Annotated in this window: 23 protein-coding genes; 16 read left to right on the top strand and 7 right to left on the bottom strand. The window is 59.9% G+C overall.

Annotated features, from left to right (window positions below; genetic code table 11):
• Positions 1-21 precede the first annotated feature (21 nt).
• Positions 22-240, top strand: a complete 219-nt coding sequence (locus EB809_RS11700) for a SlyX family protein (RefSeq protein ID WP_123635000.1) — start codon at positions 22-24, stop codon at positions 238-240.
• 285 nt (positions 241-525) lie between these two features.
• Here the strand turns inward: EB809_RS11700 and dapE are convergent, their stop codons facing one another.
• The 6 genes from dapE to map form a co-directional block, all read right to left on the bottom strand.
• Positions 526-1,659, bottom strand: coding sequence for a succinyl-diaminopimelate desuccinylase (gene dapE, locus EB809_RS11695; RefSeq protein WP_123634999.1), 1,134 nt, complete (start codon positions 1,657-1,659; stop codon positions 526-528).
• A 253-nt stretch (positions 1,660-1,912) separates the two neighbouring features.
• Positions 1,913-2,941, bottom strand: coding sequence for a 2,3,4,5-tetrahydropyridine-2,6-dicarboxylate N-succinyltransferase (gene dapD / locus EB809_RS11690; RefSeq protein WP_123634998.1), 1,029 nt, complete (start codon positions 2,939-2,941; stop codon positions 1,913-1,915).
• Positions 2,942-3,028: 87 nt separating this feature from the next.
• A complete protein-coding gene (locus EB809_RS11685) occupies positions 3,029-3,370 on the bottom strand; it encodes an ArsC family reductase (protein ID WP_123634997.1) in 342 nt (113 codons plus the stop codon).
• A gap of 5 nt (positions 3,371-3,375) precedes the next feature.
• The gene (gene dapC / locus EB809_RS11680; RefSeq protein WP_123634996.1) at positions 3,376-4,572 is read right to left on the bottom strand and encodes a succinyldiaminopimelate transaminase; all 1,197 of its coding nucleotides are present in this window, start codon (positions 4,570-4,572) and stop codon (positions 3,376-3,378) included.
• Positions 4,573-4,592: 20 nt separating this feature from the next.
• Entirely contained in the window at positions 4,593-7,262 is a 2,670-nt protein-coding gene (locus EB809_RS11675) for a [protein-PII] uridylyltransferase (protein ID WP_123634995.1), read from the bottom strand.
• 84 nt (positions 7,263-7,346) lie between these two features.
• Positions 7,347-8,117, bottom strand: a complete 771-nt coding sequence (gene map, locus EB809_RS11670) for a type I methionyl aminopeptidase (protein ID WP_123634994.1) — start codon at positions 8,115-8,117, stop codon at positions 7,347-7,349.
• A gap of 353 nt (positions 8,118-8,470) precedes the next feature.
• Here map and rpsB point away from each other — a divergent pair, with 353 nt between their 5' ends.
• From rpsB to rnhB, 15 genes are all read left to right on the top strand, one after another.
• Positions 8,471-9,211 carry a 30S ribosomal protein S2 gene (rpsB, locus tag EB809_RS11665; RefSeq protein WP_123634993.1) on the top strand — a complete coding sequence of 247 codons (741 nt, stop codon included), beginning with the start codon at positions 8,471-8,473 and terminating at the stop codon, positions 9,209-9,211.
• Positions 9,212-9,401: 190 nt separating this feature from the next.
• A complete protein-coding gene (gene tsf, locus EB809_RS11660) occupies positions 9,402-10,271 on the top strand; it encodes a translation elongation factor Ts (RefSeq protein WP_123634992.1) in 870 nt (289 codons plus the stop codon).
• Positions 10,272-10,460: 189 nt separating this feature from the next.
• Positions 10,461-11,189: a UMP kinase gene (gene pyrH / locus EB809_RS11655; RefSeq protein ID WP_123634991.1), complete on the top strand. Its 729-nt coding sequence runs from the start codon at positions 10,461-10,463 to the stop codon at positions 11,187-11,189.
• A 59-nt stretch (positions 11,190-11,248) separates the two neighbouring features.
• A complete protein-coding gene (gene frr / locus EB809_RS11650; RefSeq protein ID WP_123634990.1) occupies positions 11,249-11,806 on the top strand; it encodes a ribosome recycling factor in 558 nt (185 codons plus the stop codon).
• Positions 11,807-11,880: 74 nt separating this feature from the next.
• The gene (uppS, locus tag EB809_RS11645; protein ID WP_123634989.1) at positions 11,881-12,663 is read left to right on the top strand and encodes a polyprenyl diphosphate synthase; all 783 of its coding nucleotides are present in this window, start codon (positions 11,881-11,883) and stop codon (positions 12,661-12,663) included.
• Between the two features lie 21 nt (positions 12,664-12,684).
• Positions 12,685-13,527: a phosphatidate cytidylyltransferase gene (locus EB809_RS11640; RefSeq protein WP_123634988.1), complete on the top strand. Its 843-nt coding sequence runs from the start codon at positions 12,685-12,687 to the stop codon at positions 13,525-13,527.
• 16 nt (positions 13,528-13,543) lie between these two features.
• Positions 13,544-14,740, top strand: a complete 1,197-nt coding sequence (gene ispC / locus EB809_RS11635; RefSeq protein WP_123634987.1) for a 1-deoxy-D-xylulose-5-phosphate reductoisomerase — start codon at positions 13,544-13,546, stop codon at positions 14,738-14,740.
• Between the two features lie 131 nt (positions 14,741-14,871).
• Positions 14,872-16,221, top strand: coding sequence for an RIP metalloprotease RseP (rseP, locus tag EB809_RS11630; RefSeq protein ID WP_123634986.1), 1,350 nt, complete (start codon positions 14,872-14,874; stop codon positions 16,219-16,221).
• Between the two features lie 44 nt (positions 16,222-16,265).
• Positions 16,266-18,584 (top strand): outer membrane protein assembly factor BamA, encoded by a 2,319-nt coding sequence (bamA, locus tag EB809_RS11625; RefSeq protein ID WP_123634985.1) that lies wholly within the window; start codon positions 16,266-16,268, stop codon positions 18,582-18,584.
• A gap of 72 nt (positions 18,585-18,656) precedes the next feature.
• Positions 18,657-19,151 carry an OmpH family outer membrane protein gene (locus EB809_RS11620; RefSeq protein ID WP_123634984.1) on the top strand — a complete coding sequence of 165 codons (495 nt, stop codon included), beginning with the start codon at positions 18,657-18,659 and terminating at the stop codon, positions 19,149-19,151.
• A 296-nt stretch (positions 19,152-19,447) separates the two neighbouring features.
• Entirely contained in the window at positions 19,448-20,479 is a 1,032-nt protein-coding gene (gene lpxD / locus EB809_RS11615; protein ID WP_123634983.1) for a UDP-3-O-(3-hydroxymyristoyl)glucosamine N-acyltransferase, read from the top strand.
• Between the two features lie 11 nt (positions 20,480-20,490).
• Positions 20,491-20,928 carry a 3-hydroxyacyl-ACP dehydratase FabZ gene (gene fabZ, locus EB809_RS11610; RefSeq protein ID WP_123634982.1) on the top strand — a complete coding sequence of 146 codons (438 nt, stop codon included), beginning with the start codon at positions 20,491-20,493 and terminating at the stop codon, positions 20,926-20,928.
• A complete protein-coding gene (lpxA, locus tag EB809_RS11605) occupies positions 20,928-21,719 on the top strand; it encodes an acyl-ACP--UDP-N-acetylglucosamine O-acyltransferase (protein WP_123634981.1) in 792 nt (263 codons plus the stop codon). The genes fabZ and lpxA overlap by 1 nt, the downstream gene beginning before the upstream one ends.
• A 76-nt stretch (positions 21,720-21,795) precedes the next feature.
• Positions 21,796-22,965: a lipid-A-disaccharide synthase gene (gene lpxB / locus EB809_RS11600; protein WP_123635030.1), complete on the top strand. Its 1,170-nt coding sequence runs from the start codon at positions 21,796-21,798 to the stop codon at positions 22,963-22,965.
• Positions 22,952-23,620 carry a ribonuclease HII gene (gene rnhB / locus EB809_RS11595; protein WP_123634980.1) on the top strand — a complete coding sequence of 223 codons (669 nt, stop codon included), beginning with the start codon at positions 22,952-22,954 and terminating at the stop codon, positions 23,618-23,620. Before lpxB ends, rnhB begins: the two co-directional genes overlap by 14 nt.
• Before the next feature lie 24 nt (positions 23,621-23,644).
• On the opposite strand, the gene EB809_RS11590 is transcribed toward rnhB, so the two are convergent.
• Positions 23,645-24,685, bottom strand: coding sequence for a GGDEF domain-containing protein (locus EB809_RS11590; RefSeq protein WP_190294878.1), 1,041 nt, complete (start codon positions 24,683-24,685; stop codon positions 23,645-23,647).
• Positions 24,686-24,891: the final 206 nt, after the last annotated feature.

Genomic DNA, 24,891 nt, shown 5'->3' with positions numbered 1-24,891 from the left:
CCAGAGCAGGAGTTCCGTCACATGAATTGGGAAGAACTGGAAGCACGAATGGTGGAACTGGAAACCCGTGTGGCCTTCCAGGACGACGTGATAGCCACCCTGAGCGACCAATTGTCACGTCAGGAGATCGATATGCGGGAACTTTGGGAGGCCAAGAGACTACTCAAGAAACAGTTGGAAGCGGTGTCGCCCTCCAACATCAAGCGGGAAGAGGAAGAAGCGCCGCCACCACATTATTGAGGTTAAGCAGGGTTTTGCGGGCGCCTGGCGGCGCCTCAGAAGCTAAAGCATCTGCTACATGCTCGAGTTGGCTGACCAATGTAGCCGATGCTTCAGCGGGGTTGGGCTGACACAGGAAGCCCAACAAACCGGGTTTACGGCCAATCCCATTCAATACCGGCCAAGCCGGTTTTTAAAACCCAAGCGCTAGGCATCTCCGCGATAACGGGAACATCCGGTGCCCACTTCTTGTTGGGCTTCCTGTGTCAGCCCAACCTACCGGATCGCGGCCGTGATCACCGGCGTTTATTTCGCCAGCAACCGCACCAGAATCTCTTCATAGATCGCCGACAACGTATCCAGGTCGTCGGCCTTCACGCACTCATCGATCTTATGGATCGTTGCATTCACCGGGCCCAACTCCACGACCTGGGCGCCCGTCGGAGCAATAAAGCGACCGTCAGAGGTGCCGCCGGACGTTGAGAGCTCCGTCGGCTCGCCGGTAACGGCCTGGATTGCCTCGCTGGCCGCATCAACCAGGGAGCCTCGGTCGGTCAGGAACGGCTGGCCGCTCAGGTGCCACTGCAGGTCGTATTTCAATCCGTGGCTGTCCAGGATCTCGATCACGCGCTGCTGCAGGCTGTCCGCGGTGTTCTCGGTGCAGTAGCGGAAGTTGAAGTGAACGGTCAGTTCGCCTGGAATCACGTTGCTGCCGGTGCCGGCTTCGACCTTGGTGATCTGGAACGTGGTGGCAGGGAAGAATGCATTGCCTTCGTCCCACTGCGTCCGGGCCAGCGCGTCCAGTGCCGGGGCTGCCGTGTGCACCGGATTTTCGGCCAGGTGAGGGTAGGCCACATGGCCCTGGATGCCGTGTACGGTCAGGTAGCCGTGCAGCGACCCCCGTCGGCCGTTCTTGATGATGTCGCCTACCCGATGCGTGCTGGACGGCTCGCCGATCAGGCACCAGTCCATCTTCTCGTTGCGGGCTTCCAGGGCTTCGACCACTTTGACGGTGCCGTCATGGGCCGGACCTTCCTCATCGCTGGTAATCAGCAGCGCAATCGAACCCTTGTGATCCGGATGCTGGGCGACAAAGCGTTTGCAGGCCGTCACAAAGGCCGCCAGGCTGCCTTTCATATCGGCGGCCCCCCGACCATACAAATAGCCATCCCGGATCGCCGGCTCGAACGGCGCCTGTGACCAGTTCTTTTCCGGACCGGTCGGCACCACATCGGTATGACCGGCGAACGCCAGCACGGGCCCTTCCTTTCCACGACGCGCCCAGAGGTTCTGGACCTCGCCAAAGTTCATGGCTTCACCCTCAAAACCCAGCGGGGAGAGGTGTTGCATCATCAGCGCCTGGCAATCCGCGTCATCGGGCGTGACGGATCGGCGGCGAATCAGTTCTATGGCGAGCTCAAGGGTGGGGGATAGGGACATGCGGGTCTCTTGGGTTGATTGGATCTGCGGGTTATTGGATTAACCGAATGTTCAGTACGGGCCGTGGCTTCTTGCGAGAGGCCGGTAGGTTGGGCTGACGAAGGATGCCCAACAATTCTCGACTTGCAGCCGGTTGGATGCCATCCGCGTTCATAGCGGAAACTGTTTGCGTTCAGTACCTTAGGGCGCTCACCCCGTTGGGCTTCCTTCGTCAGCCCAACCTACGGTGATTTAGCGCCCCTCCGGCAAACAATCAATTATTTGCGTGCAACGCCTCGTTCAGTTCGATCGCGGTCTTGTTGGTCTTGCACTCCACCGCGCCGTTCTGGGAGTTGCGGCGGAACAACAGGTCCGGCTTGCCGGCCAGGTCCCGCGCCTTGACCGTCTGAACCACCTCGTTCTTGTCGTCCAGCACGGCAACCTTGGTGCCGGCGGTGATGTACAGGCCGGCTTCAACGGTGGTGCGGTCGCCCAGCGGGATGCCGATGCCGGCATTCGCGCCGATCAGGCAGTTCTCGCCGACGGCAATGATGATGTTGCCGCCACCGGACAGGGTGCCCATGGTCGAGCAGCCACCGCCCAGGTCGGATCCTTTGCCAACCATGACGCCGGCGGAGATCCGGCCTTCGATCATGCTGGTGCCTTCGGTACCGGCGTTGAAGTTGATAAAGCCTTCATGCATGACGGTGGTGCCTTCGCCCACGTAGGCGCCCAGGCGAACCCGGGCGGTATCCGCGATACGCACGCCGCGCGGCACCACGTAGTCGGTCATCTGCGGGAATTTGTCGACGGACTTCACTTCCAGCAGGCGGTCTTCCGTCCGGGCATCCATCTGGCGGTCAGCCAGCTCGTTCAGATCAATCGCGCCCTCGTTGGTCCAGGCTACGTTGGGCAGCAGGCCGAAGATGCCGTCCAGCTTGAGTCCGTGCGGCTTAACTAGGCGATGGGAGATCAGGTGCAGCTTGAGGTAGACCTCCGGGGTGCTGGAGGCGGTGTCGTCGGTATCCAGCAGTGTGACGACGGCCGGGCGTTTGCTGCCGGCGGCTTTCTCGGCCAGACGAGCCTGATCGTCCTGTCCGGCGCTACGCAGGGCCTCCGCAAATTGGGTCAGCTGTGCTGCATCGGCTTCGATGGCCTGGTTGCCGCCCTGATATCCCAGCGTGTTGGATGCGATTTCCCGGATGGTCGCCTCCGGCATGTACAGGGGCTTCTGGTAAAACGTTTCCAGCCACTCGCCCTTGCTGTTCTGGGTGCCGATGCCGATGCCGAATGCGAAACTCATGGGGGTTGTGCTCCTTGATCAGTAAACGGTTGCTTCGGGCGCCGCGAGGCGCCCGGATTATCCTGAAACGGGATCTGAAAATAGGTTTCAGCCGATGAGGCGGGTCCAGTCGTCGGCGTTGAAGCCGACATGAATCTGGCCTTTCAGCTCAACGACAGGCCGCTTGATGATGGACGGATTCTCCATCATGACTGCCAGCGCGGAATCGCGGTCTATGTTATCACGAACGTCATCCGGCAGCTTGCGCCAGGTGGTGCCGCGGCGGTTCAGCAGGATTTCCCAGCCGACCTGTTTCTCCCAGCTGGCCAGCCGATCCTCGTCAACGCCTTCCTTCTTGAAATCGTGGAAGGTGTAGCTCTGGTCAGCGTTGTCCAGAAACTTGAGGGCTTTCTTGACCGTATCGCAGTTTTTGATGCCGTAGATGTCCATGGGCCTTACTGCTCCTGAATGAAGGTACGGATGCGTTCGGCGGCCTCGATGCATTCGGCCAGCGGTGCAACCAGCGCCATACGAATTCGGTTTTCCCCTGGGTTTCGTCCGTTCACGTCGCGGGACAGATAGCGTCCCGGCAGTACATGAACGTTCTGCTGGGCCGCCAGGTCACGGGCGAAGATGTCATCGGCGAAGGGTGTCTCTGGCCACAGGTAGAAGCCGGCATCCGGGGCCGATACGCGCATCACCTCGGACAGGATGGGCACTACCGCATCGAATTTCTCGCGATAGGCGGCGCGATTTTCCCGGACGTGATCTTCATCCTGCCAGGCGGCGATGCTGGCCAGTTGGTGCTGGATCGGCATGGACGAGCCGTGATAGGTGCGGTAGCGCAGGTATTCCTTGAGCACTTGGGCGTCGCCAGCCACGAAGCCCGAACGCAGGCCCGGCAGGTTGCTGCGTTTCGACAGACTGTGGAAGACAATGCAACGCGCATAGTCATCGCGACCGATAGCGGCGCAGGTCTGCAGCAGGCCTTCCGGCGGATTGTTCTCGTCCGGATAGAGTTCGGAATAGCACTCATCCGAAGCAATCAGGAAATCGTGCCGGTCAGCCAGCTCGATCAGCCGCTTGAGCGTATCCCGGGGGATGACGCTGCCGCTCGGGTTACCCGGCGAGCACAGGTACAGGATCTGGCAGCGATCCCAGACCTCGCTGGTCACCGCTTCGAAATCCGGGATGAAATGATTGTCCGCCTCGCAGGGCAGGAAATGCGGCTCGGCGCCAGCGAGAAACGCGGCCCCCTCATAGATCTGGTAGAACGGGTTGGGCATGACCACTTTCGCGCCCGGAATGGGGTTAACGACGGCTTGGGCGAGGGAGAAGATGGCCTCCCGCGTGCCGTTTACGGGAATGATGTGATCGGCTGCTGTCAGCGTGCCCGGCGTCAGCTCAAAACGCGCCGTGGCCCAGTCGGCGATGGTCTGGCGCAGCTCTTCCATCCCTTTGGTCGTCGGGTAGTTGGCCAGACGGTCCAGGTTGTTACGCACCACGTCCTTTACGAACGAGGGCGCGGCGTGCTTGGGCTCACCAATGCCCAGGGCGATCGGCGCGAGCGACGCGGGCGGCGTGATGCCGGCCTTGAGTTGCGCCAGTTTCTCAAACGGGTAGGGATGAAGACGGTCGAGATTCGGATTCATGCTTGGTTCTCTGGGAAAATTTAGACGCCCACGCTCTCGTCCAGCTGGCGGCACAGGTCGTCCTGTAAGGCCTGGCAGACGACAGGGTCACTGAGCGGTGCACCTTCCTCGTCGGTGACGAAGAACACGTCTTCGACTCGCTCGCCCAGCGTAGCGATCTTGGCGTTGGTCAGCCGAACGTTGTTTTCCAGCAGGATGCTGCCGATACGTGCCAGCAGACCGGGGCGGTCCGGTGTGATGACTTCCATAACGGTCCGCTGGTTCACCGTGTCATTGGAGAAGGTGACCTGGGTCGGGAACGAGAAGTGCTTGAGCTGTCGCGGTGTGCGGCGATGGATGATGTCCGGGTAATCCTCGGGATCGTCCAGCTCCTCAATCAGGCGCTGGCGAACCCGTTCCTTGCGCGCCTGGTCCTTGCCCAGCGGCTGGCCCTGTTCATCCAGCACCACGTAGGCGCTGATGGAATAAGGGCCGTCGCTGCTGCTGATGCGGGCGTCAACGATGTTGAGGTTAAGTTGTTCGAGCACGGCGGTTGTGGCCGCGAAGAGAGCCGCCCGGTCTTTCATGTAGATCACGATCTGCGAAAAGCCATCGGTTGGCCCGCCGCGGGTATCGCGGATCATGACCAGCGGATCGGGATCGTTGCCGTGACGGATAATGGCGGCGGTCTGCCAGGCGATGTCGACGGTGGAGTCCTGCAGGAAGTAGTCCTCGTCCATCACATCCCAGATGGCATCGATCTGCTCGTCGGTAATGTTCTGGGCCAGCAGGATTTCACGGGCCTCGGATTGGGTGGCCTTGATCCACTCGTTGCGGTCCACCGGTGTCTCTGACCCCCGGCGCAGGGCTCGCTTGGCCTCGATGTAGAGCTGGCGCAGCAGGGAGGCGCGCCAGGTATTCCAGAGTTTCGGATTGGTCGCGCTGATGTCGCAAACCGTCAGCACGTACAGATAGTCCAGGTGCACCTGACTGGGCACGGCCCGGGCGAAGGCGTGGATGATGTCCGGGTCGGAGATGTCCTTGCGCTGGGCGGTCATCGACATCAGGAGGTGGTTTTCCACGAGCCAGGCAATCAGGTGGGTGTCCCGTTGGCTCAGGTGATGGCGGTCGCAAAAGTCGATGGCTTCCTCGGCGCCCAGTTCCGAGTGGTCGCCGCCGCGGCCCTTGGCGATGTCGTGGTACAGGCCGGCAATATAGAGGTTTTCCAGTTTGGGCAGGCGATGTACCAGGCGTGAGGCGAGCGGGAAGTTGGAGAGTGCCTCGTCGCCACTCATCTGCACCATATTGCGGATCACCCGCAGGGTGTGGGCGTCAACCGTGAATATATGGAACAGGTCGTACTGCATCTGCCCGATAATGGCCCCGAATTCGGGCAGGTAACGGCCCAGCACGTTGTACTTCTTCATGAAGGACAGGGTCTGGTCGAGGGCGTGCGGTGTGCGCAGCAGCTCCATGAACAATGTGGTGACCGCGAGGTCGGAGCGGAACGCGTCGTCGATCAAATGACGGTGGGCCCGCAGGGATCGGATGGTGGTTGCCCGGATACCGCGGATAGTCGGGTTCTGGGCCATCAGTACGAAGATTTCCATCAGCGCATAGGGCGCGTACGCAAACACCTGATTGTTGATGGCCTCGATGTAACCGTTACGGATCTGGAAGCGCTTGTTGATCGGGTGGATGTCGTCGTTCCCGTCGGAGCCCAGGATCGCCTCGTCGTAGTACTGCAGGATCACGTCCGTCAGTTCCGCCAGGGCCAGGACCGTGCGGTAATACTCCTGCATCATGATTTCCACGCCCAGGCGTTTGCCTTTGTCGTGGTATCCAAGCATCTCGGCCAGGGCGCGCTGGTGGTCGAACAGCAGGCGGTTTTCGTTGCGGTCGGCGATCAGCTGTAAGCCGTAGCGAAGGCGCCACAGGAAGTTCTCGCCGTTGAGGATGATCTGGTATTCCTCCTCGGTGAGAATGCTGAACCGGGTCAGGTCGGCAATGGACTCCAGGCCAAAGTGGCGCTTGGTGATCCAGCCGATGGTCTGGATGTCCCGCAAGCCGCCGGGCGAGCCCTTGATGTTGGGCTCCAGGTTGTACTCGGTGTCGCCGTATTTTTCGTGGCGACGGCGTTGTTCTTCCCGCTTGGCGATGAAATAGGCTCGATCGGCGCTGACGTCGTCTGAGTAGACCTGCTCCGAAAGGGTCGCACGCAGGCTGTCTGGACCGGCGATGGTGCGGGTTTCCAGCAAGTTGGTGAGGATGGTGACGTCGTCCCGCGCCGCTGCCTTGCTTTCCTCGATGCTGCGGACGCTGTGGCCGATATCCAGGCGCAGATCCCAAAGCAGGGTGATAAAGCTGGTCAGGTCCTCCTGCCACGCTTCGTGGACCTGGTCGCGCGTGAGAATGAGCAGGTCGATATCCGAGTGGGGGTGGAGTTCCCCGCGGCCATAACCCCCGACGGCAATCAGGGCAATATCGTCCGATGCGGCAAACTCGTAACGACTCCAGAGCAGGGCCAGGATGCGATCGACCGAAAGCGCCCGGGCCATGACCAGTTCACGGACATCAGCGCCGTTACGAAACGCCTGGGCGTGGGTCTCGAAAGTGGCCTTCAGGGCTTGCCTGGCCGGCCCGATCGGTGAAGGCGCTTCGGCGATCTGGGCTTCCAGACTGGCTGTATCAAGGACGTCGGCTGTCGCCATGGTAGTCGTGGCCTCGGCGGCTAATGGCAGGCCGGGCAACCCGGCCTGAGACACTATAGGGCAGGATCGGGTTGCTCTGCTGGCTTAAAACGTCTCGTCCGAGCGCTTCGTCAGCACTTCGTGGCCATCGGCTGTTACCAGGATGGTGTGCTCCCACTGGGCTGACAGCTTGTGATCCTTGGTGACCACGGTCCAGCCATCCGGTAGCAGTTTACAGTGGTACTTGCCCTGGTTGATCATTGGCTCGATGGTAAAGGTCATGCCTTCCTGCAGCTCGAATCCGGTGCCCGGACGGCCATAATGCATGACCTGAGGCTCCTCGTGGAAGACGCGCCCGATGCCATGCCCGCAATAGTCGCGAACGACCGAATAACGGCTTTTCTCCGCGTGCTGCTGGATGACATGGCCGATATCGCCAAGACGGGTGCCCGGGCGGACAAGCTCGATCCCTTTATAGAGGCATTCCTGGGTAATGCGCACGAGTCGTTCCGCCGCAATTTTAGGTTCGCCTACGAAGAACATCTTGCTGGTGTCGCCGTGGAACTCGTCTTTGATCACCGTGACGTCAATATTCAACGTATCGCCGTTCTTGAGCACCTTCTTTTCGCTCGGAATGCCATGGCAGACGACATGGTTGACGGACGTGCAGATCGATTTCGGAAAGCCCTTGTAGTTCAGGGGCGCCGGGATAGCCTTCTGGACGTTGACAATATAGTCATGGCAAATGCGGTCCAGTTCTTCAGTGGTTACGCCGGGCTTGACGTGTTCACCGATCATCTCCAGCACATCGGCGGCCAGGCGGCCGGCCACACGCATCTTTTCAATTTCCTCAGGGGTCTTGATCGATACCTGCATCAGTAAGGCTTTCCTTCACACGGATTAAGCGCCCATTTTAGGGAGGTGCCACGGATGGTACAAGGCAACGCTTTCTAATTGGACCATATGCCCGCTCTATATAGGCATCATTATAAGGCCTTGATCTTCGGCAAATGCGTAGTGCGTTAATGAAAAACAAGTGGCGTATTTGGGCGATCATGTGGTATAAACGCGCCCGCTGAAGCCATTGTCCGGACGCTTGTTTAGGTAGTGATCAGCAAAAAACACACATGTGTCGACACGTTGACCCAGGGTGCTTGTCAGGATCGGATCCTGCAGGTTGGGCAATTGGACACGTGGAGGACTAACCCAAAGTTTGAAAGGTATTGATCATGGCACAAGTCAACATGCGTGACCTGCTCAAGGCAGGCGCTCACTTCGGTCACCAGACTCGTTACTGGAACCCGAAAATGTCGAAGTTCATCTTCGGCGCCCGCAACAAGATTCATATCATCAACCTGGAACAGACTGTTCCGGCCATGGACGAAGCGCTGAACTTCATCCGTCAGCTGGCCGAGAACAAGAACAAGATCCTGTTCGTGGGCACCAAGCGCGCCGCGGCCAAGATCATCAAGGAAGAGGCTCAGCGCGCCAACCAGCCGTACGTCAACCATCGCTGGTTGGGCGGTATGCTGACCAACTACAAGACGATCCGTCAGTCCATCCGTCGCTACCGTGATCTGGAAACCCAGAGCCAGGACGGTACCTTCGACAAGCTGACCAAGAAGGAAGCGCTGGAGCGCACCCGTGAGATGGACAAGCTCGAGCGCAGCATCGGCGGTATCAAGGACATGGGCGGCCTGCCGGACGCACTGTTCGTGATTGACGTGGACCACGAGCGCATCGCCATCAAGGAAGCCAACAAGCTGGGCATCCCGGTTATCGGCGTTGTCGATACCAACAGCGATCCGGACGGCGTCGATTACGTGATCCCGGGTAACGACGATGCGATCCGTGCGATCCAGATCTACGTGAAAGCCGTTGCCGATACCTGCCTCGAAGCGAGCCAGGGCGGCACTGGTGCTGATGAGTTCGTTGAAGTCAGCGAAGAAGACGCACCGGCTGCTGAATAAGGCGGTGCAACCGGCTGATTCAGATTCAGCGACGAAAAAGGGGGGCTGAGTCCCCCTTTTTTGTAAGGGTTGCAGGTGCTCGCAATGACACAGGGTCGACCGCATGCATACCCGGTCGGCCCCGCGAATTAAAGAGGTGGCGCCCAACCACGGGTGTCATTGACCGGATATTGAAACGAGAGGATTGAACATGGCTGCTATTACCGCTGCAATGGTCAAAGAGCTGCGTGAGCGCACGGGTCTGGGCATGATGGAGTGCAAGAAAGCACTGGTTGAAGCCGAGGGCAGTGTTGAAAACGCGATTGAAGAGCTGCGCAAGTCTTCCGGCCTGAAAGCGGCCAAGAAGGCCGGCCGTACTGCGGCTGAAGGTGTTGCCGTGCTGAGCGTTGCCGACGACAACAAGAGCGCTACGTTGCTGGAAGTGAACTCCGAGACTGACTTCGTCGCACGTGACGATAACTTCATGACTTTTGCCAACGAAGTTCTGGAAGTTGCGGTCAAGACCGGTGAGACTGACGTGGCCAAGTTGATGGAAGGCGATCTGGAAGGCAAGCGTGAAGCGCTGGTCCAGAAGATCGGTGAGAACATCACCGTTCGTCGCATCCTGAAGATCGAAGGCGACGTGGTCGATGGCTACGTTCACAGCAACAGCAAGATTGCTTCTGTTGTGGCCCTGACCGGCGGTAACGCTGAAACGGCACGTGACATCGCCATGCACGTCGCAGCGGTTAACCCGCGGGTTGGCAAGCCGGACGAAATGCCGCAGGACGAAGTCGAGAAAGAGAAGGACATCATCCGCGCGCAGCCGGACATGGAAGGCAAGCCGGAGGAAATCGTCGAGAAGATGATGACCGGCCGGATCAACAAGTTCCTGAAGGAAAACAGCCTCGTGGAACAGCCTTTCGTGAAGAATCCGGATCAGACCGTCAAGGCGCTGCTGAAAGAGCAGGGTGCCGAACTGGCCGGTTTCATCCGTCTGGAAGTCGGTGAAGGCATCGAGAAAGAAGAAGTGGATTTCGCTGCAGAAGTGGCTGCAGCGGCAGGTACTGGCAAGGCCTGATCCCGCTTCTGCAAGCCGCGTCGCGCGCCGTTCCGGCGGCGCCGCCGCGGGTTGCATCCGGAACGGTCTGACGTCGGGCCGTTCCGGATGCAGCCCTGACCCTGATAACGTCTGCGACGGCGAGCTTCGGCGGCGACAGGCGTTGTCGGCCGTCAAGTCATCGTTCACGCCATTAGGGGAACCCTCGCCATGCCGAAACACTCGCAGTCCCAGCCCAAATACAAACGCGTCCTTCTCAAGCTCAGCGGCGAAGCCCTGATGGGTGAGCAGGATTTCGGCATTGACCCCAAGGTCCTTGATCGCATGGCGCTGGAGATCGGCGCATTGATCGGTATTGGTGTCCAGGTGGGGCTGGTCATCGGCGGGGGTAACCTGTTCCGGGGTGCCGCGCTCAACGCCGCGGGTATGGATCGGGTGACCGGCGACCACATGGGCATGCTGGCAACCATGATGAACGGACTGGCAATGCGGGATGCGTTGGAGCGCTCCAACATCCGCACGCGCGTTATGTCCGCCATTCCGATGAGTGGTATTGTCGAGCATTACGACCGTCGCCGGGCCGTGCGCGACCTGAAAGACGGCGACGTAGTGATTTTCTGTGCCGGTACCGGGAACCCCTTCTTCACGACGGATTCGGCGGCGTGTCTGCGGGGCATCGAGATCGATGCCGACGTCGTTCTCAAGGCGACCAAGGTCGACGGCGTTTACTCCGCCGATCCGGTCAAGGATCCCTCGGCTGAGAAATACGAAAGCCTGACCTATGATGAAGTGCTCGACAAAAAGCTCGGCGTCATGGATCTCACTGCCATTTGCCTGTGCCGCGACCAGGGTATGCCGGTTCGCGTGTTCAACATGAACAAGTCCGGCGCGCTGACCCGTATCGTGGTGGGCGAGGCAGAAGGTACACTGATTGAATAAGGCTCGACCGAGCCTGAACACGCATTTTCCGGGCAACGGACTGAATTGAGGAATTCAAAGTGATCAACGAAATCAAGTCAGACGCCGAAAAGCGCATGAAGAAGAGTCTGGACGCGCTGCACTCGGCCTTCAACAAGATCCGCACCGGCCGCGCGCATCCGGCCATCCTGGACAGCGTCACGGTCAACTACTACGGCCAGGAAACCCCGCTGAAACAGGTGGCTGCGGTCAACGTTGAAGATTCCCGTACGCTGGCGGTTGCCCCGTGGGAGAAGAACATGGTCCCGGCCATCGAAAAGGCCATCATGATGTCTGACCTGGGTCTGAACCCGGCCAGCAATGGCGATATTATCCGCGTGCCCATGCCGATGCTGACCGAGGAAAGCCGTCGCGAGCTGGTCAAACAGGCCAAGGCGGACGCCGAGCACGGTCGCGTTTCCATCCGTAACGCACGGCGTGACGCGAATAACGACCTGAAAGAACTGCTCAAGGAAAAGGACATCACCGAAGACGAAGAGCGTAAGGGCGAGGAAGAGGTCCAGAAGCTGACCGACCGCTACATCGCTGAAGTCGAAAAGATGCTCAAGAGCAAGGAAGACGACCTCATGGAGGTCTGATTCCTGTTCTGGAATTTACCGGGGGCGACCGGGGACAATGATCCCGGCGCCCCCGTGACGTATCAGGGGAAGGCATGACGGAAAGTCTATCCGCCAACATACCGGTGACGGCGGCCTCAACGCCGCGGCATGTGGCCATCATCATGGATGGCAACAATCGCTGGGCGAAGCTGCGCCGACTGGCGGGAGTCGCGGGTCACAAGGCCGGCGTCAACGCAGTGCGCTCGACGGTCGAGACCTGCGCCCGGAATGGCGTCGAGGTGCTGACGCTGTTCGCATTCAGCAGTGAGAACTGGCGGCGGCCCAAGGATGAAGTGTCGGCGCTGATGCGCTTGTTTCTGATGGCTCTGGAACGCGAAGTCCGTAAGCTGCATCGCAACAACATCCGCTTGCGCATTATCGGCGATCGCTCCGCGTTCAACGACAAGCTGCAGGAGCACATGGCCCGGGCAGAAGAATTGACGGCCGGGAACACGCGTATGACGCTGGTGATCGCCGCCAACTATGGCGGGCACTGGGATATTACCCAGGCGGCACAGTCGCTGGCGCGGGACGTCCAGAATGGCCTCCTGCAACCGGGCGACATCACCGATGAGCATCTGCAAAAGCGGCTGTGCATTGGTGATCTGCCCATGCCTGACCTGCTGATCCGTACCGCCGGAGAGCAGCGCATCAGCAATTTCCTGTTGTGGCATCTTGCGTACACCGAATTCCACTTTTCCAATGTGTTCTGGCCGGATTTCGACGAGCGGGAGATGCTCGCGGCACTGGAGGCCTATGCCGGCCGCAAGCGTCGTTTTGGCCAGACGGACGATCAACTGGAGAAGGCCGCCGCGACTGGCTCCGAATCCAAATAAATAACAAGAGCGAGCCCTGTTGTGCTCAAAACACGTGTCATCACAGCCCTCATCCTGGCTCCGATCGCCATTGGATGTATTTTTTTCCTGCCACCACTGGGCTTTGCCCTGTTTACCGGGATCATCATTTCCATCGGTGCCTGGGAGTGGGCCAACATGGCCGGCATGACGGCCGGTCCCGCCCGCATTGGCTATGCCCTCGCCACTGCACTGGTTCTTTTCCTGTTGTTGCAAAGCACGGCGCTGACCGTCCTGGTGCTGGCGGTGATCTGGTGGGTCGTTGCCCTGTTGTTGGTACGGGCCTATCCGGGCGGCAGCCAGCAATGGCAGCCGGTTCCGGTCAGGGCGCTCATGGGCGGGCTGGTGCTCGTCCCCGCCTGGGTCGGTTTGAACCAGTTGCGCTCCGGAGATTTTCATCTGGCCAATGCGGATAATAATCTGCTCCTGTTGCTCTACGTCTTTTGCGTGGTTTGGGTGGCAGATATCGGCGCCTATTTTGCGGGGCGCGCTTTCGGCAAAGCCAAGCTCGCCCCCCGGGTCAGTCCCGGGAAGTCCTGGGCCGGCGTCTGGGGCGGGCTGGTCGCTGTGGCGGCGCTGTCTTTGATTGTGAGCCTGGTGATTGGTTGCAGCGCCAACGAAACGGGACTGCTGCTGGTCGTCAGTCTCATTACCGGGGCGGTGTCGGTGCTTGGGGATTTGCTTGAAAGCATGCTCAAGCGCTTCCGGGGCATCAAGGACAGCAGTCAGTTGTTGCCCGGTCACGGTGGTATCATGGACCGCATTGATAGCCTGACCGCGGCCATCCCCGTCTTTGCCCTGTGTATTACCCTGCTGGGCTGGCTTCAGGTCAGTCCGATTGCATGAACCTGCTGGGGGCACCATGCGTCACGTAACCGTCCTGGGCGCGACGGGCTCAATCGGCCTGAGCACGCTCGATGTCATTGCCCGCCATCCGGATCGTTTCCGTGTCTTCGCGCTGACGGCCTGCCGTCAGGTCGACAGCATGCTTGAGCTGTGCCGGCGGCATCGGCCGCGCTATGCCGTCATGGCCGACCCTGAGGCCGCTGTGCGGCTTCAACAACAGGTGCCGGCGGCTTGGCAGGTTGAGGTTCTATCCGGGCCAGAAGGGCTGGTCGCTGTCGCTGATGCGGATGACAGCGATACCGTTATGGCGGCGATCGTCGGCGCGGCCGGGCTTGAGCCGACACTGGCTGCCGTGCGCGCCGGCAAACGGGTGCTGCTGGCCAATAAGGAAGCGCTGGTCATGTCCGGCGCCCTGTTTATGGATGCGGTGGCCGAGAGCGGGGCGGAGTTGCTACCGATCGACAGCGAACACAACGCGATTTTCCAGTGCCTGCCGCCGCACCAGGTGCGTGATTTCCAGGGAGCTGGCGTCCGTCGGGTATTGCTGACCGCCTCTGGTGGCCCGTTCCGCGAAACGCCGGCGGACGCCCTGGTTGATGTGTCTCCCGAGCAGGCTTGCGCCCATCCCAACTGGAGTATGGGGCAGAAGATTTCGGTAGATTCGGCCAGCTTGATGAACAAAGGGCTGGAGTTGATCGAAGCCTGCTGGCTGTTCAATACCCGGCCGTCGCAAATTGAGGTGCATGTGCATCCGGAAAGCATCATCCACTCCATGGTGGAGTATGTGGATGGCTCGGTGCTGGCCCAGTTGGGAAGCCCCGATATGCGAACACCGATCGCCAATGGGCTGGGCTGGCCGGAGAGGATTGATGCCGGTGTCGCTCCTCTGGACCTGTTTGCCCTTGGGCGCTTTCATTTCGAGCGGCCGGACTTGCAGCGTTTCCCCTGCCTGCGGCTGGCAGCGGAGGCGTTTGAATGCGGCGGTACCGCGCCAGCCGTTCTGAATGCGGCCAATGAAGAGGCGGTGGCTGCCTTCCTGCGTCGTGAGATCCGTTTTACCGATATTCCGGCCGTGATTGAATCGGTTCTGTCGTCGTTGCCGGCGGTTGCCGCGGACGGTTTTTCCGTTATCTTCGAAAAAGATCGTGAATCCCGGGCCTTCGCTGTGGAACAGATTCGCAGACGCGCGGTCTCAGTGTCTGGCCTCAAGTAAGGTCGGTCTCCTGGCGGGTGTCTTTCCCGAGGCGGTCGGCCGCTATAAAGAGGCGTGTGACGACGGGCATCGTCACGGTCGGAGCCTGCCCCCGGCAGGTCGGCCTTAACCTGGTTTGAATCCGGAGCAACATGCAGTTTATTGAATCAGCGCTTGCGCTCATCGTGACCCTGGGCATCCTGGTCACCATCCACGAATACGGGCACTTCTGGGTGGCCCGCCGGTGTGGCGTGAAGGTTTTGCGGTTTTCTGTCGGCTTCGGCAAGCCCATGTTTTCCCGGTACGACCGGCACGGCACCGAGTTTGCGGTGGCCGCCATTCCGCTGGGCGGCTACGTCAAGATGCTGGACGAGCGGGAAGGGCCGGTGCCCGATGATCAGCTCGACCAGGCCTTCACCCGGAAGTCCCCCGGCAAGCGCATCGCCATTGCCGCCGCCGGTCCTGCCGCCAATTTCCTGTTTGCCATCTTCGCCTATTGGTTGTTGAGCGTCGTGGGCGTCACCACAGTCGCGCCGGTGGTGGGGGACGTCAAGCCGGGCAGTGTGGCCGAACGCATGGGGTTGTCGCCCGGCATGGAAATCATCAGCGTCGACGGCGAGCCGGCAGCCAACTGGCGCGACATCGGCGCCTCGTTACTGGAACGTGCCGGTGAATATGGCCAGGTTCGCATGACCGTCCGGGAAGATGGCCGGACCAGCGAGCATTCGGCCGATCTCCAGGGCTGGCGGTTGGATCAGGATGAACCCAATCCGATCGACCTGTTTGGTATCGCGCCATACCGCCCGGATGTGCCAGCGGTGCTCGGCCAGGTTATGGAGGGTGGCCGTGCACAAGCGGCTGGTCTGAAGGCCGGCGATCATATCGAAGCGGTTAACGGTACACCGGTGGAGGATTGGTTCGCTCTGGTCAAGAAGATCCAGGCGTCGCCCGAGAAAACACTGACATTGACGCTGACGCGTGATGGGCAGGAGCGGCAGGTGGATGTCACGCCTGCAAGACACGAAACCGAGGACGGTCAGGTGATTGGTCTGGTTGGTGCCGGGGTCAAGCCGGTCGACTGGCCGGACGACATGATGCGGAATACCCGATACGGTGTCCTGGCAGCTATTCCGCATGCGGTGGGTGAGACCTGGGGGGACACCCGCCTGACTCTGATCGCCATCAAGAAAATGGTGACCGGGTTGCTGTCTTTGAATAATCTCAGCGGCCCCATTACCATTGCCCGCGTTGCCGAGCAAAGCGTGAGCTCCGGGTTCGAGGATTTCATCCAGTTCCTGGCGTATCTGAGCGTGAGCCTTGGCGTGCTGAACCTGTTGCCGGTTCCCGTTCTGGACGGCGGCCATATTATCTTCTACAGCCTGGAGGCCATCCGGCGCAAACCGCTCTCCGAGCAGGTGCAGGCGGCCGGAGTGAGAATAGGGATGGCCATGATCCTGACATTGATGGTCTTTGCTCTTTACAACGACCTGATGCGGTTGTGAGAATCACGACCTTCCGTACGCGCATAAACAGGCGAATTATCTGAATGAGACGTTCTCTTCTGAGTGTGGCAGTAGGCCTCATTTCCACAGTAGGGGTCCTGCCATCGGCTCTGGCTGACCAGTTTGTCGTATCCGATATCGAAGTCGAAGGATTGCAGCGGGTGTCCGCCGGGACCGTATTTGGTGCCTTCCCCGTTGATATCGGTGAGCCGGTCGACGAAGTGTCACTGGCGGATGCGATCAAGAACCTGTTCGGTACCGGGCTGTTTACGGATCTGAGCGCCAGCCGGGACGATGACGTCCTGGTCCTGACCGTCAAGGAGCGGCCAGCCATCAGTTCCATCGATATTGAAGGGAACAAGGCGATCGAGACCGATGCGCTCAAGCAGGCCCTGGACAGTGCCGGCCTGAAGGAAGGGCAGGTCTTCAAGCGCGCCACCCTGGAGCGACTCGAGCTGGAAATCCAGCGCTCCTATGTGGCCCAGGGCCGCTACAGTGCCCGGGTCAAGGCGACGGCGGAAGAACTGCCCCGCAACCGGGTGGCGATCAAGCTGGACATCAACGAGGGCGAAGTCGCCTCGATCCGTCATATCAATATCATTGGCAACGAATCCTTCTCCGACGAACAGCTACTCGACCAGTTCGAACTGGAAACATCCAACTGGTGGGCCTCGATCACCAACTCCGACAAGTACGCTCGCGAACGTTTGAGCGGCGATCTGGAAACGTTGCGCTCCTGGTATCTGGACCGCGGGTATATCGATTTCAACGTGGAGTCCAGTCAGGTCTCCATCTCTCCGGACAAGAAAGACGTCTTCATCACCATCGCGATTAATGAGGGGCCGAAGTACACCATCTCGGACATCAAACTGCGTGGTGACCTGATCCTGAAAGAAAGCGAACTGCGTGATCTGATCAAGCTGAAGTCCGGCGATACCTACTCACAGCAGGCGCTGACCAATACGTCCGAACGTCTTTCCCGTCGTCTGGGCAAGGAAGGCTACACCTTCGCCAACGTCAACGCGGTGCCGGAAACTCACGATGATCACACCGCATCGGTGACGTTCTATGTTGAGCCGGGTAAGCGTGCCTACGTTCGCCGGGTCAACTTCAAGGGGAACGTCAGCACCCGTGACGAGGTTCTGCGCCAGGAAATGGTGCAGATGGAAGGCGGCGTGGCTTCGACCGATCTGATCGAATACTCCAAGACGAAACTGGAACGACTGGGTTTCTTCAAAACCGTGGACGTGGAAACCGTCCGCGTGCCGGGTCACGATGATCAGGTCGACGTCAATTACACCGTGGAAGAGCAGCCTACGGGCAGCCTCTCCGCCTCGCTGGGTTTCTCGCAGAGTTCCGGCGTGATCCTGGGGGCCAGCGTCTCCGAGAAGAACTTCTTCGGCACCGGCAAACAGGTCACCATCGGCGCCACCCATAGTGATTCGGTGAAGAGCGCCAAGTTCTCTTACACCAACCCGTACTACACCGTCGACGGCGTCAGCCGCGGCTTCAGCCTGTACGGCCGGCAGACCGATTACGATGAAGAGGACATTACGTCTTATCTGCTGGACGAGTACGGTGGCAGCATCGACTTCGGCTATCCCATCGACAGCATCACCCGACTGAACTTCGGCACCGGTTATACCCGGACCAAGATCAAGCTTGACGACTATCCGGCTCAGGAAGTGACGAAGTTCATCGATGAATACGGCGATACCGCCGATACTTTCCATCTGACCGGTAGCTGGAGTCGCAACTCGCTAAACCGCGGCGTCTTGCCAACCGCGGGCTTCAGCCAGTCGATTTCGCTGGATGTGGCGGTGCCGGGCAGCGACCTGACGTATTACAAAGCGTCTCATCGGACCAACTTCTATCAGCCGCTTAACGACAACCAGACCTGGGTTTTCCATACGCGGACGGACGTTGGATACGGCGATGGCTACGGCAACAACAGTGAGCTGCCGTTCTATGAGAACTACTTTGCCGGTGGCTACGGTTCGGTTCGGGGTTATGAGGCCAACTCTCTCGGGCCGCGTGCTACCAATGCCGATGGTGACAACTCCGATCCGGATCCGTTCGGCGGTAACCTGCTGACCGAAGGCAGCATGGAGCTCATCTTCCCGACACCGTTTGCCGGCGATACCCGGTCCATGCGAACGGCGTTCTTCCTGGACGCCGGTCAGGTCTTTAATACAAGCAGTGGGTCTGGCCCGAAAATGGGTGAAGTCCGTACGTCGGCCGGTATCAGCTTCCAGTGGATTACCGCGATTGGCCCGCTGGCGTTCAGTCTGGCCAAGCCTCTGAACGACAAATCCGGGGACGATACGCAGGTGTTCCAGTTCTCACTGGGGCAAACTTATTAATCGCCGGGCTCAAATCGCTAAGCGCAATCGGTACAATGCGCAGTACAAGACGAATGAACAGGAGTTTTCAGCATGATGAAGAAGATGATGGTCGCAGCCCTGGCCTTGATGCTGGCGGTGCCGGCACTGGCCGACACCAAGATTGGTGTCGTGGACTTGCGCCGCGCTCTTTTTTCTTCGGATGACGCGCAGGCATTCAGCAAACAGCTTCAGTCCGAGTTCAGTGACGATGAACAGAAAGTCCGGGACGCCCAGGAAGAAGCTCGCAAGCTCAAGGAACGTCTGGAAAAAGACGGTGCTATGATGAACGAGTCCGAGCGCAACGAGCTGTCGGGCAAATTCAAGGACAAGGTCCAGGAATTCCAGTATCTCAAGAACCGTCTGGACTCAACCGTCAACAGCCGCAAGCAGAAGTTCCTCGAAGACGCCCGTCCGCAGGTGGATGCGGCCGTGAAGGCACTGCTTGAAGAGCATGACCTGGATCTGGTGCTGCCGAGCGAAGCCGTTGTCTATGCCAAGCCGGATATGGACCTGACCAAAGAGTTGATCAAGAAACTCAACAAATAAGTCGATGGGTCGCTGCCTGAAAACGACGTGAGCGCCCCCGAATCAGGGGGTTCCAGCCATTGTCCCGCTGCGGGGCCTCTGGCAGGATTCGGCGGTGTTTTTCGGGCGACTCGTTTTGGCGAAGAGCCCCTGTCCAGGGGCGGGTTGTATTTCGCCCTCAATAGGGAGGCGAGGCGACCCGTCACCTTTTCAGGGGCTTTTCAGGTCTGGTGGCTGGCACAAGGGAAGCTGTCCGCGTCCTGTGTATTTGCGACGGTGAGCCCGAAGCAGTATCCCAAGACAGGGTGGAGTGAATCATGACGAACAAAGTCCATACGCTGGGCGACATTGCACAGGCACTGGGCGGCCGCGTAATCGGGGATGAATCGGTCCAGATCAGCGGCATTGCGACGCTGCAGTCTGCGGGAGAGGGCCAGATCTCTTTCCTGGCCAACCCGTCCTACGGCCGCTATCTCAAGGAGACGCAAGCTACGGCCGTGATCGTCTCGCCGGACATGGCTGACGAGTGTCCGACCAATGTCCTGTTACTGGACAATCCCTACCTCGGTTATGCTCGGTTGAGCCACTGGTTTGATCCCGAGCCCAATCCTGAGGCCGGCATTCATCCCTCGGCTGTGGTTGATCCGTCGGCAACGATTGCCGAAACAGCCTGGATCGGTCCCCAGGCGGTTATCGAGGCAGACGTGTCGATCGCTGATCATGCGGTGATTGGTGCGGGTTGTGTGGTCGGTCAGCGCTGCCGGGTCGGGGAAGGGTCCCGACTCAACCCGCGGGTGACGCTCTATCACGACGTCGTCGTCGGCAAGCGTTGCCTGATCCTGAGCGGGGCCGTGATCGGTTCCCAGGGGTTTGGATTCGCCAATGAAAAAGGCGTCTGGCATCGCATCGCCCAGGTTGGAGGCGTGGTCATCGGCGATGATGTGGAGATCGGCGCCAACACGACAATTGATCGCGGCGCGCTGGACGACACCGTCATCGGCGATGGCGTCAAACTGGATAATCTCATCCAGATTGCCCATAACGTGAGCATCGGTGACCACACGGCTATGGCGGCACTGACCGGGATAGCCGGCAGTACCCGGGTGGGACGGCACTGCGTCTTTGGTGGCGCATCCGGTGTGGGTGGACATCTCGAGATTGCCGACAACGTGCACCTGACCGGCATGACGATGGTGACACGCAGTCTGAAGGAACCGGGTGTTTACTCGTCAGGTACCGGCGTGGATACAAACCGCAAGTGGCAAAAGAGCGTCGTGCGCTTCCGTCAGCTGGATGATCTGGCGCGGAAATTGCGCGAGTTAGAGAAGAAACTGCTTAAACGAGCCTGAGGCCGTACCTGATGATGCATATTGAAGAAATTATGGAATTCCTGCCCCACCGCTATCCGTTCCTGCTGGTGGATCGCGTCACGGAAGTCGAGAAAGGGCAGTCCATTGTCGGCTACAAGAACATTTCGATTAACGAGCCGTTCTTCAACGGACACTTCCCAGGCAAGCCGATCATGCCGGGTGTGCTCATTATTGAGGCCATGGCGCAGTTGTCAGGGATTCTCGGGTTTGTGACTGTCGACCGGAAACCGTCCGATGGCGTGATACACTACCTCGCCGGTTCCAGTAAGGCACGCTTCAAGCGGCCGGTGGTACCGGGAGACCAGTTGCGTCTTGAGTCCCGTTTCATTTCGGACAAGCACGGCATCTGGAAGTTTGACTGCCGCGCGCTGGTGGATGACAAGGTTGCCTGCGTCGCGGAAATCATGACCGCTGAGAGAGAAGTTTGATGGCGACACAGGTCTGGTCGGGAGTCCATCCTCAGGCGATCGTTGATCCCGGAGCGAAGTTGGGGAAGGACGTGACCGTGGGTCCCTTCAGTTATGTGGGACCCGATGTGGAAATTGGCGACGGTACGGAAGTTCTGTCCCATGTGGTGATCAAGGGGCCGACCGTCATCGGCCGCAATAACCGCATTTTCCAGTTTTGCAGTGTGGGCGAAGAGTGCCAGGACAAGAAGTACGCCGGTGAGCCGACGCGGCTGATTATCGGTGACAACAACGAGATCCGTGAAAACTGCACCATCCACCGTGGCACGGTCCAGGATCGGGGTGAAACGGTGATTGGCAGCAACAACCTGCTGATGGCCTATGTGCATGTGGCGCACGATTGCGTTGTGGGTGATAACACCATCCTGGCGAACTGCGCGACCCTGGCCGGCCACGTGTCGGTGGGTGACTGGGCGATTCTGGGCGGGGGCACGATGGTGCATCAGTTCTGCCATATCGGCGCCCACAGTATGAGCGCTGGCGGCAGTATCGTCCTGAAAGACATTCCGGCTTATATCATGGCCAGTGGCCAGTCGGCGTCTGCTCATGGTTTGAACGCCGAGGGCCTCAAACGGCGCGGTTTCAGCCGTGAGGTGATCACCGAGTTGCGTCGGGCCTACAAGGTGATCTACCGGCAGGGGCACACCCTGGCACAGGCCCTTGAGGTACTGGAGCGGGATTTCTCCGGTCAGCCTGAGCTTGATGCGCTGATCGAATCCCTGCGCATCGCGCATCGCGGTATCGTTCGATAACGGGGTGACCGTGACGGAATCCCCGCCTTTCCCTGCGGTCTCAGTCAAGCACGAGGCCGCGTCCCCGAAAGCCTCCATTATCAGCGAGCGTGCGTTCACCATCGGTATCGTCGCGGGCGAGGCGTCCGGCGATATTTTGGGCGCCGGGCTTATCCAGTCGTTGCGCCGGCGCTATCCGAATGCCCGCTTTGCCGGCATTGGTGGTGAAGAGATGCAGGCCGAGGGCTTTCACTCCCTGGTGCCCATGGATCGGTTGTCCGTCATGGGGCTGGTGGAGGTGCTCGAGCGTCTGCGAGAGCTGGTCTCCATTCGCAAGCGAGTGCGCGACTACTTCCTGACCACGCCGCCGGCCATCGTCATCGGCATTGATTCCCCGGACTTTACCATCGGCCTGGAGTTGCAGTTGCGCGAGGCCGGGATCCGCACCGCACACTACGTCAGCCCGTCCGTCTGGGCCTGGCGCCGTAAGCGCATCCACAAGATTGCGCGGGCGGTGGACAAGATGCTCACGCTGTTTCCCTTCGAGGCCCGGTTCTACGAAGAGCACGATGTGCCTGTGGCTTGTGTCGGGCATCCGCTGGCCGATGCGATTCCGATGGAGCCGGACACCCAGGCGTACCGACAATCGCTGGAGCTTGACGCGTCTGCGCCGGTGCTGGCCATATTGCCCGGCAGTCGCGCTGGTGAAGTGGAGAGGCTCGGCGAGCTTTTCCTTGCAGCGGCGCGTTGGCTGCAGTCCCGTACACCGGATCTTCAACTGGTCATTCCCTGTGTGAATCGTGCAAGGCAAATGCAACTGGAAGCACTGCTCGACGCGATGGACGTCAAGCTGCCGGTGCGTCTGGTTTTGGGGCGTTCAAGGGATGTCATGGCTGCAGCTGATGTGGTGTTGCTGGCTTCCGGAACCGCCACGCTGGAAGCGATGCTGCTCAAGAAACCCATGGTGGTGGGCTATCGTCTGAACAGCTTTACCTACTTTCTTGCTTCTCACCTCGTTAAGGTGCCGCACGTCGCGCTGCCCAACCTGCTCGCCCGTCGGGAGCTGGTGCCCGAGCTGCTACAGGATAAGGCGACTCCTGAAGCGCTTGGTCAGGCGGTACTGGACCGGCTGACGCCGGGGCCGGACATTGACGCGCTCAAAGAGGCTTTCTCCGAATTGCATGATATGTTGCGCCGCAATGCCAATGAACGCGCGGCCGAGGCCTTGGTGCCGCTGATTGAAGGGGGCGTCGATGGCCGCCGCTAGTCTGGTCGGACAGCCGTTTGTGGCGGCGTATCAGGGCGATTTACTGGCCGGTGTCGATGAAGTGGGGCGAGGTCCGCTGGCGGGGCCTGTCGTCACTGCCGCGGTTATTCTTGACCCGGCCCGGCCGATCGAAGGCCTGACCGACTCCAAGAAGCTGACAGAGCGGCGCCGCGAGGCCCTGGCTGGTGAAATCCGGGAAAAGGCGCTGGCCTGGTGTTTGGGGCGCTGCGAAGTGCATGAGATCGACGAACTGAACATCTATCAGGCGACGATGCTGGCGATGGAGCGGGCCGTGGGTGGCTTGCGACCGGCGCCAGAACATGTGCTGGTCGACGGTAACCGCTGTCCGAAGTGGTGCTGGCCCAGTGAGCCGGTGGTCAAGGGCGACAGCCGCGTCGCTGCCATCAGTGCCGCGTCGATCCTCGCCAAGGTGGCGCGCGATCAGGAGATGCTGGCGTTGGAAGATCATTACCCCGGCTATGGCCTCGGTGCCCACAAGGGATATCCGACCCCGGTTCACCTTGAAGCCCTGGCGCGTCTGGGCGTGACGCCTGTCCATCGTCGCTCGTTTCGTCCTGTCAGGGAAGCGCTGGAGAGCGTTGGTGCGGCAACGGCTTCGGCCCCTGTCTTTCCCACAGATCTGTTTGACGTCTAAGGTGTTGGTTGCATCGCGCTCGCATCAGGCCGGTGCGCGTCGCTTCATTTCATAAAGTCGCTGGTCGGCCAGTCGCAGAAGTTCTTCCGTCGTGGTGTTGGTTTCCGGGCGAATACAGGCGATGCCGTAGCTGAAGCTGACCGAAACCGCCTCCCCACGGATCGTCACCGGATTTGATTTAAGATCGTCCTGCATCCGGCTGGCGATCTGTTCCGTCCGCTCTTCCGTCTGTCCGGGGAGTAAAGCGATAAATTCATCGCCAGCGAAGCGGAACAGGCTGTCATCCCGGCGCATCAGAGATTGCATTCGGCGGGCCACGTGGACCAGGCAGGCATCGCCGGCTTCGTGCCCCCAGGTGTCGTTGACCGTCTTGAAGTCGTCCAGGTCGAGAAAGAGCAGGGCGAGTGGCTGCTCTTGACGCTGTGATCGGCCCAGTTCCTGTCCCAGCACCGCTTCCATATCCCGTCGATTGCGCAGGCCGGTTAACGGGTCACGTGTGGCGAGCAGGCGAAGTTGCTCCCGCGCCCATATGCTGGTCAAGCCGGCAGAGGCCTTGATCGCCAGCTGGTGGAGGAAGAAGGATTCCATCTCCGGCTGATAGCGCGTGACGTCGCCGGATCCCAGTATCAGAGCGCCGATCAGTCGTCCCTCCATCTGCAGGGGCAGAATGGCCAGTGAGCGGATACGGCTCCGTAGGTGGCGTGGAACGAGCGTCTGCAGGGGACGGATGTTGTCGCGGAGAACCGGCGTATCACTGTTTTCGGTCAGGCGGAGAAAGTCGACCGCACTCACCAGCAGGCGCTCGGAAAGGCCACCCTGTTCGCCCAGCAGCGCAAGGATGCGGCGGTTGTCTTCGATATCCGTCAGCGCAAACCAGACCTCATCCAGTTCAAATCGATCCCGGACCTGTTCGGTCAGCCCGTCAGCGAACTGGCTCAGTTCAGCCGCCCGCAGCATATCCAGTTCAATGTCGAACAGCTTCGCTGCGATGGCTTCATTGCGGCGGGCCTGCTGAATCAAGGCCTCCAGACGATGAGTGGCATGTTTGTGATCGGATGACGGCATGACAGGTCCGGTGAAAGGCTCAGCACAAGGCGTGCTGATCGTATCGTCCATTTATGATCTTTCTGAATAACCTGTAATGCGTCAATTGGCAAGCCCGGCGCCGGAACTGATGCGTGGTTTTACAATGTGTGAAATCCGCTACGAGAAACGTTTGACACCCACCCCGCAAGGCCGTATTATTCGCGCCACTGAGATCAAGGGCACAT

The sequence above is a fragment of the Marinobacter sp. R17 genome, assembly GCF_003789045.1.
Lineage (GTDB): Bacteria > Pseudomonadota > Gammaproteobacteria > Pseudomonadales > Oleiphilaceae > Marinobacter_A > Marinobacter_A mangrovi.
This window is presented reverse-complemented; position numbering and strand designations above follow the sequence as displayed.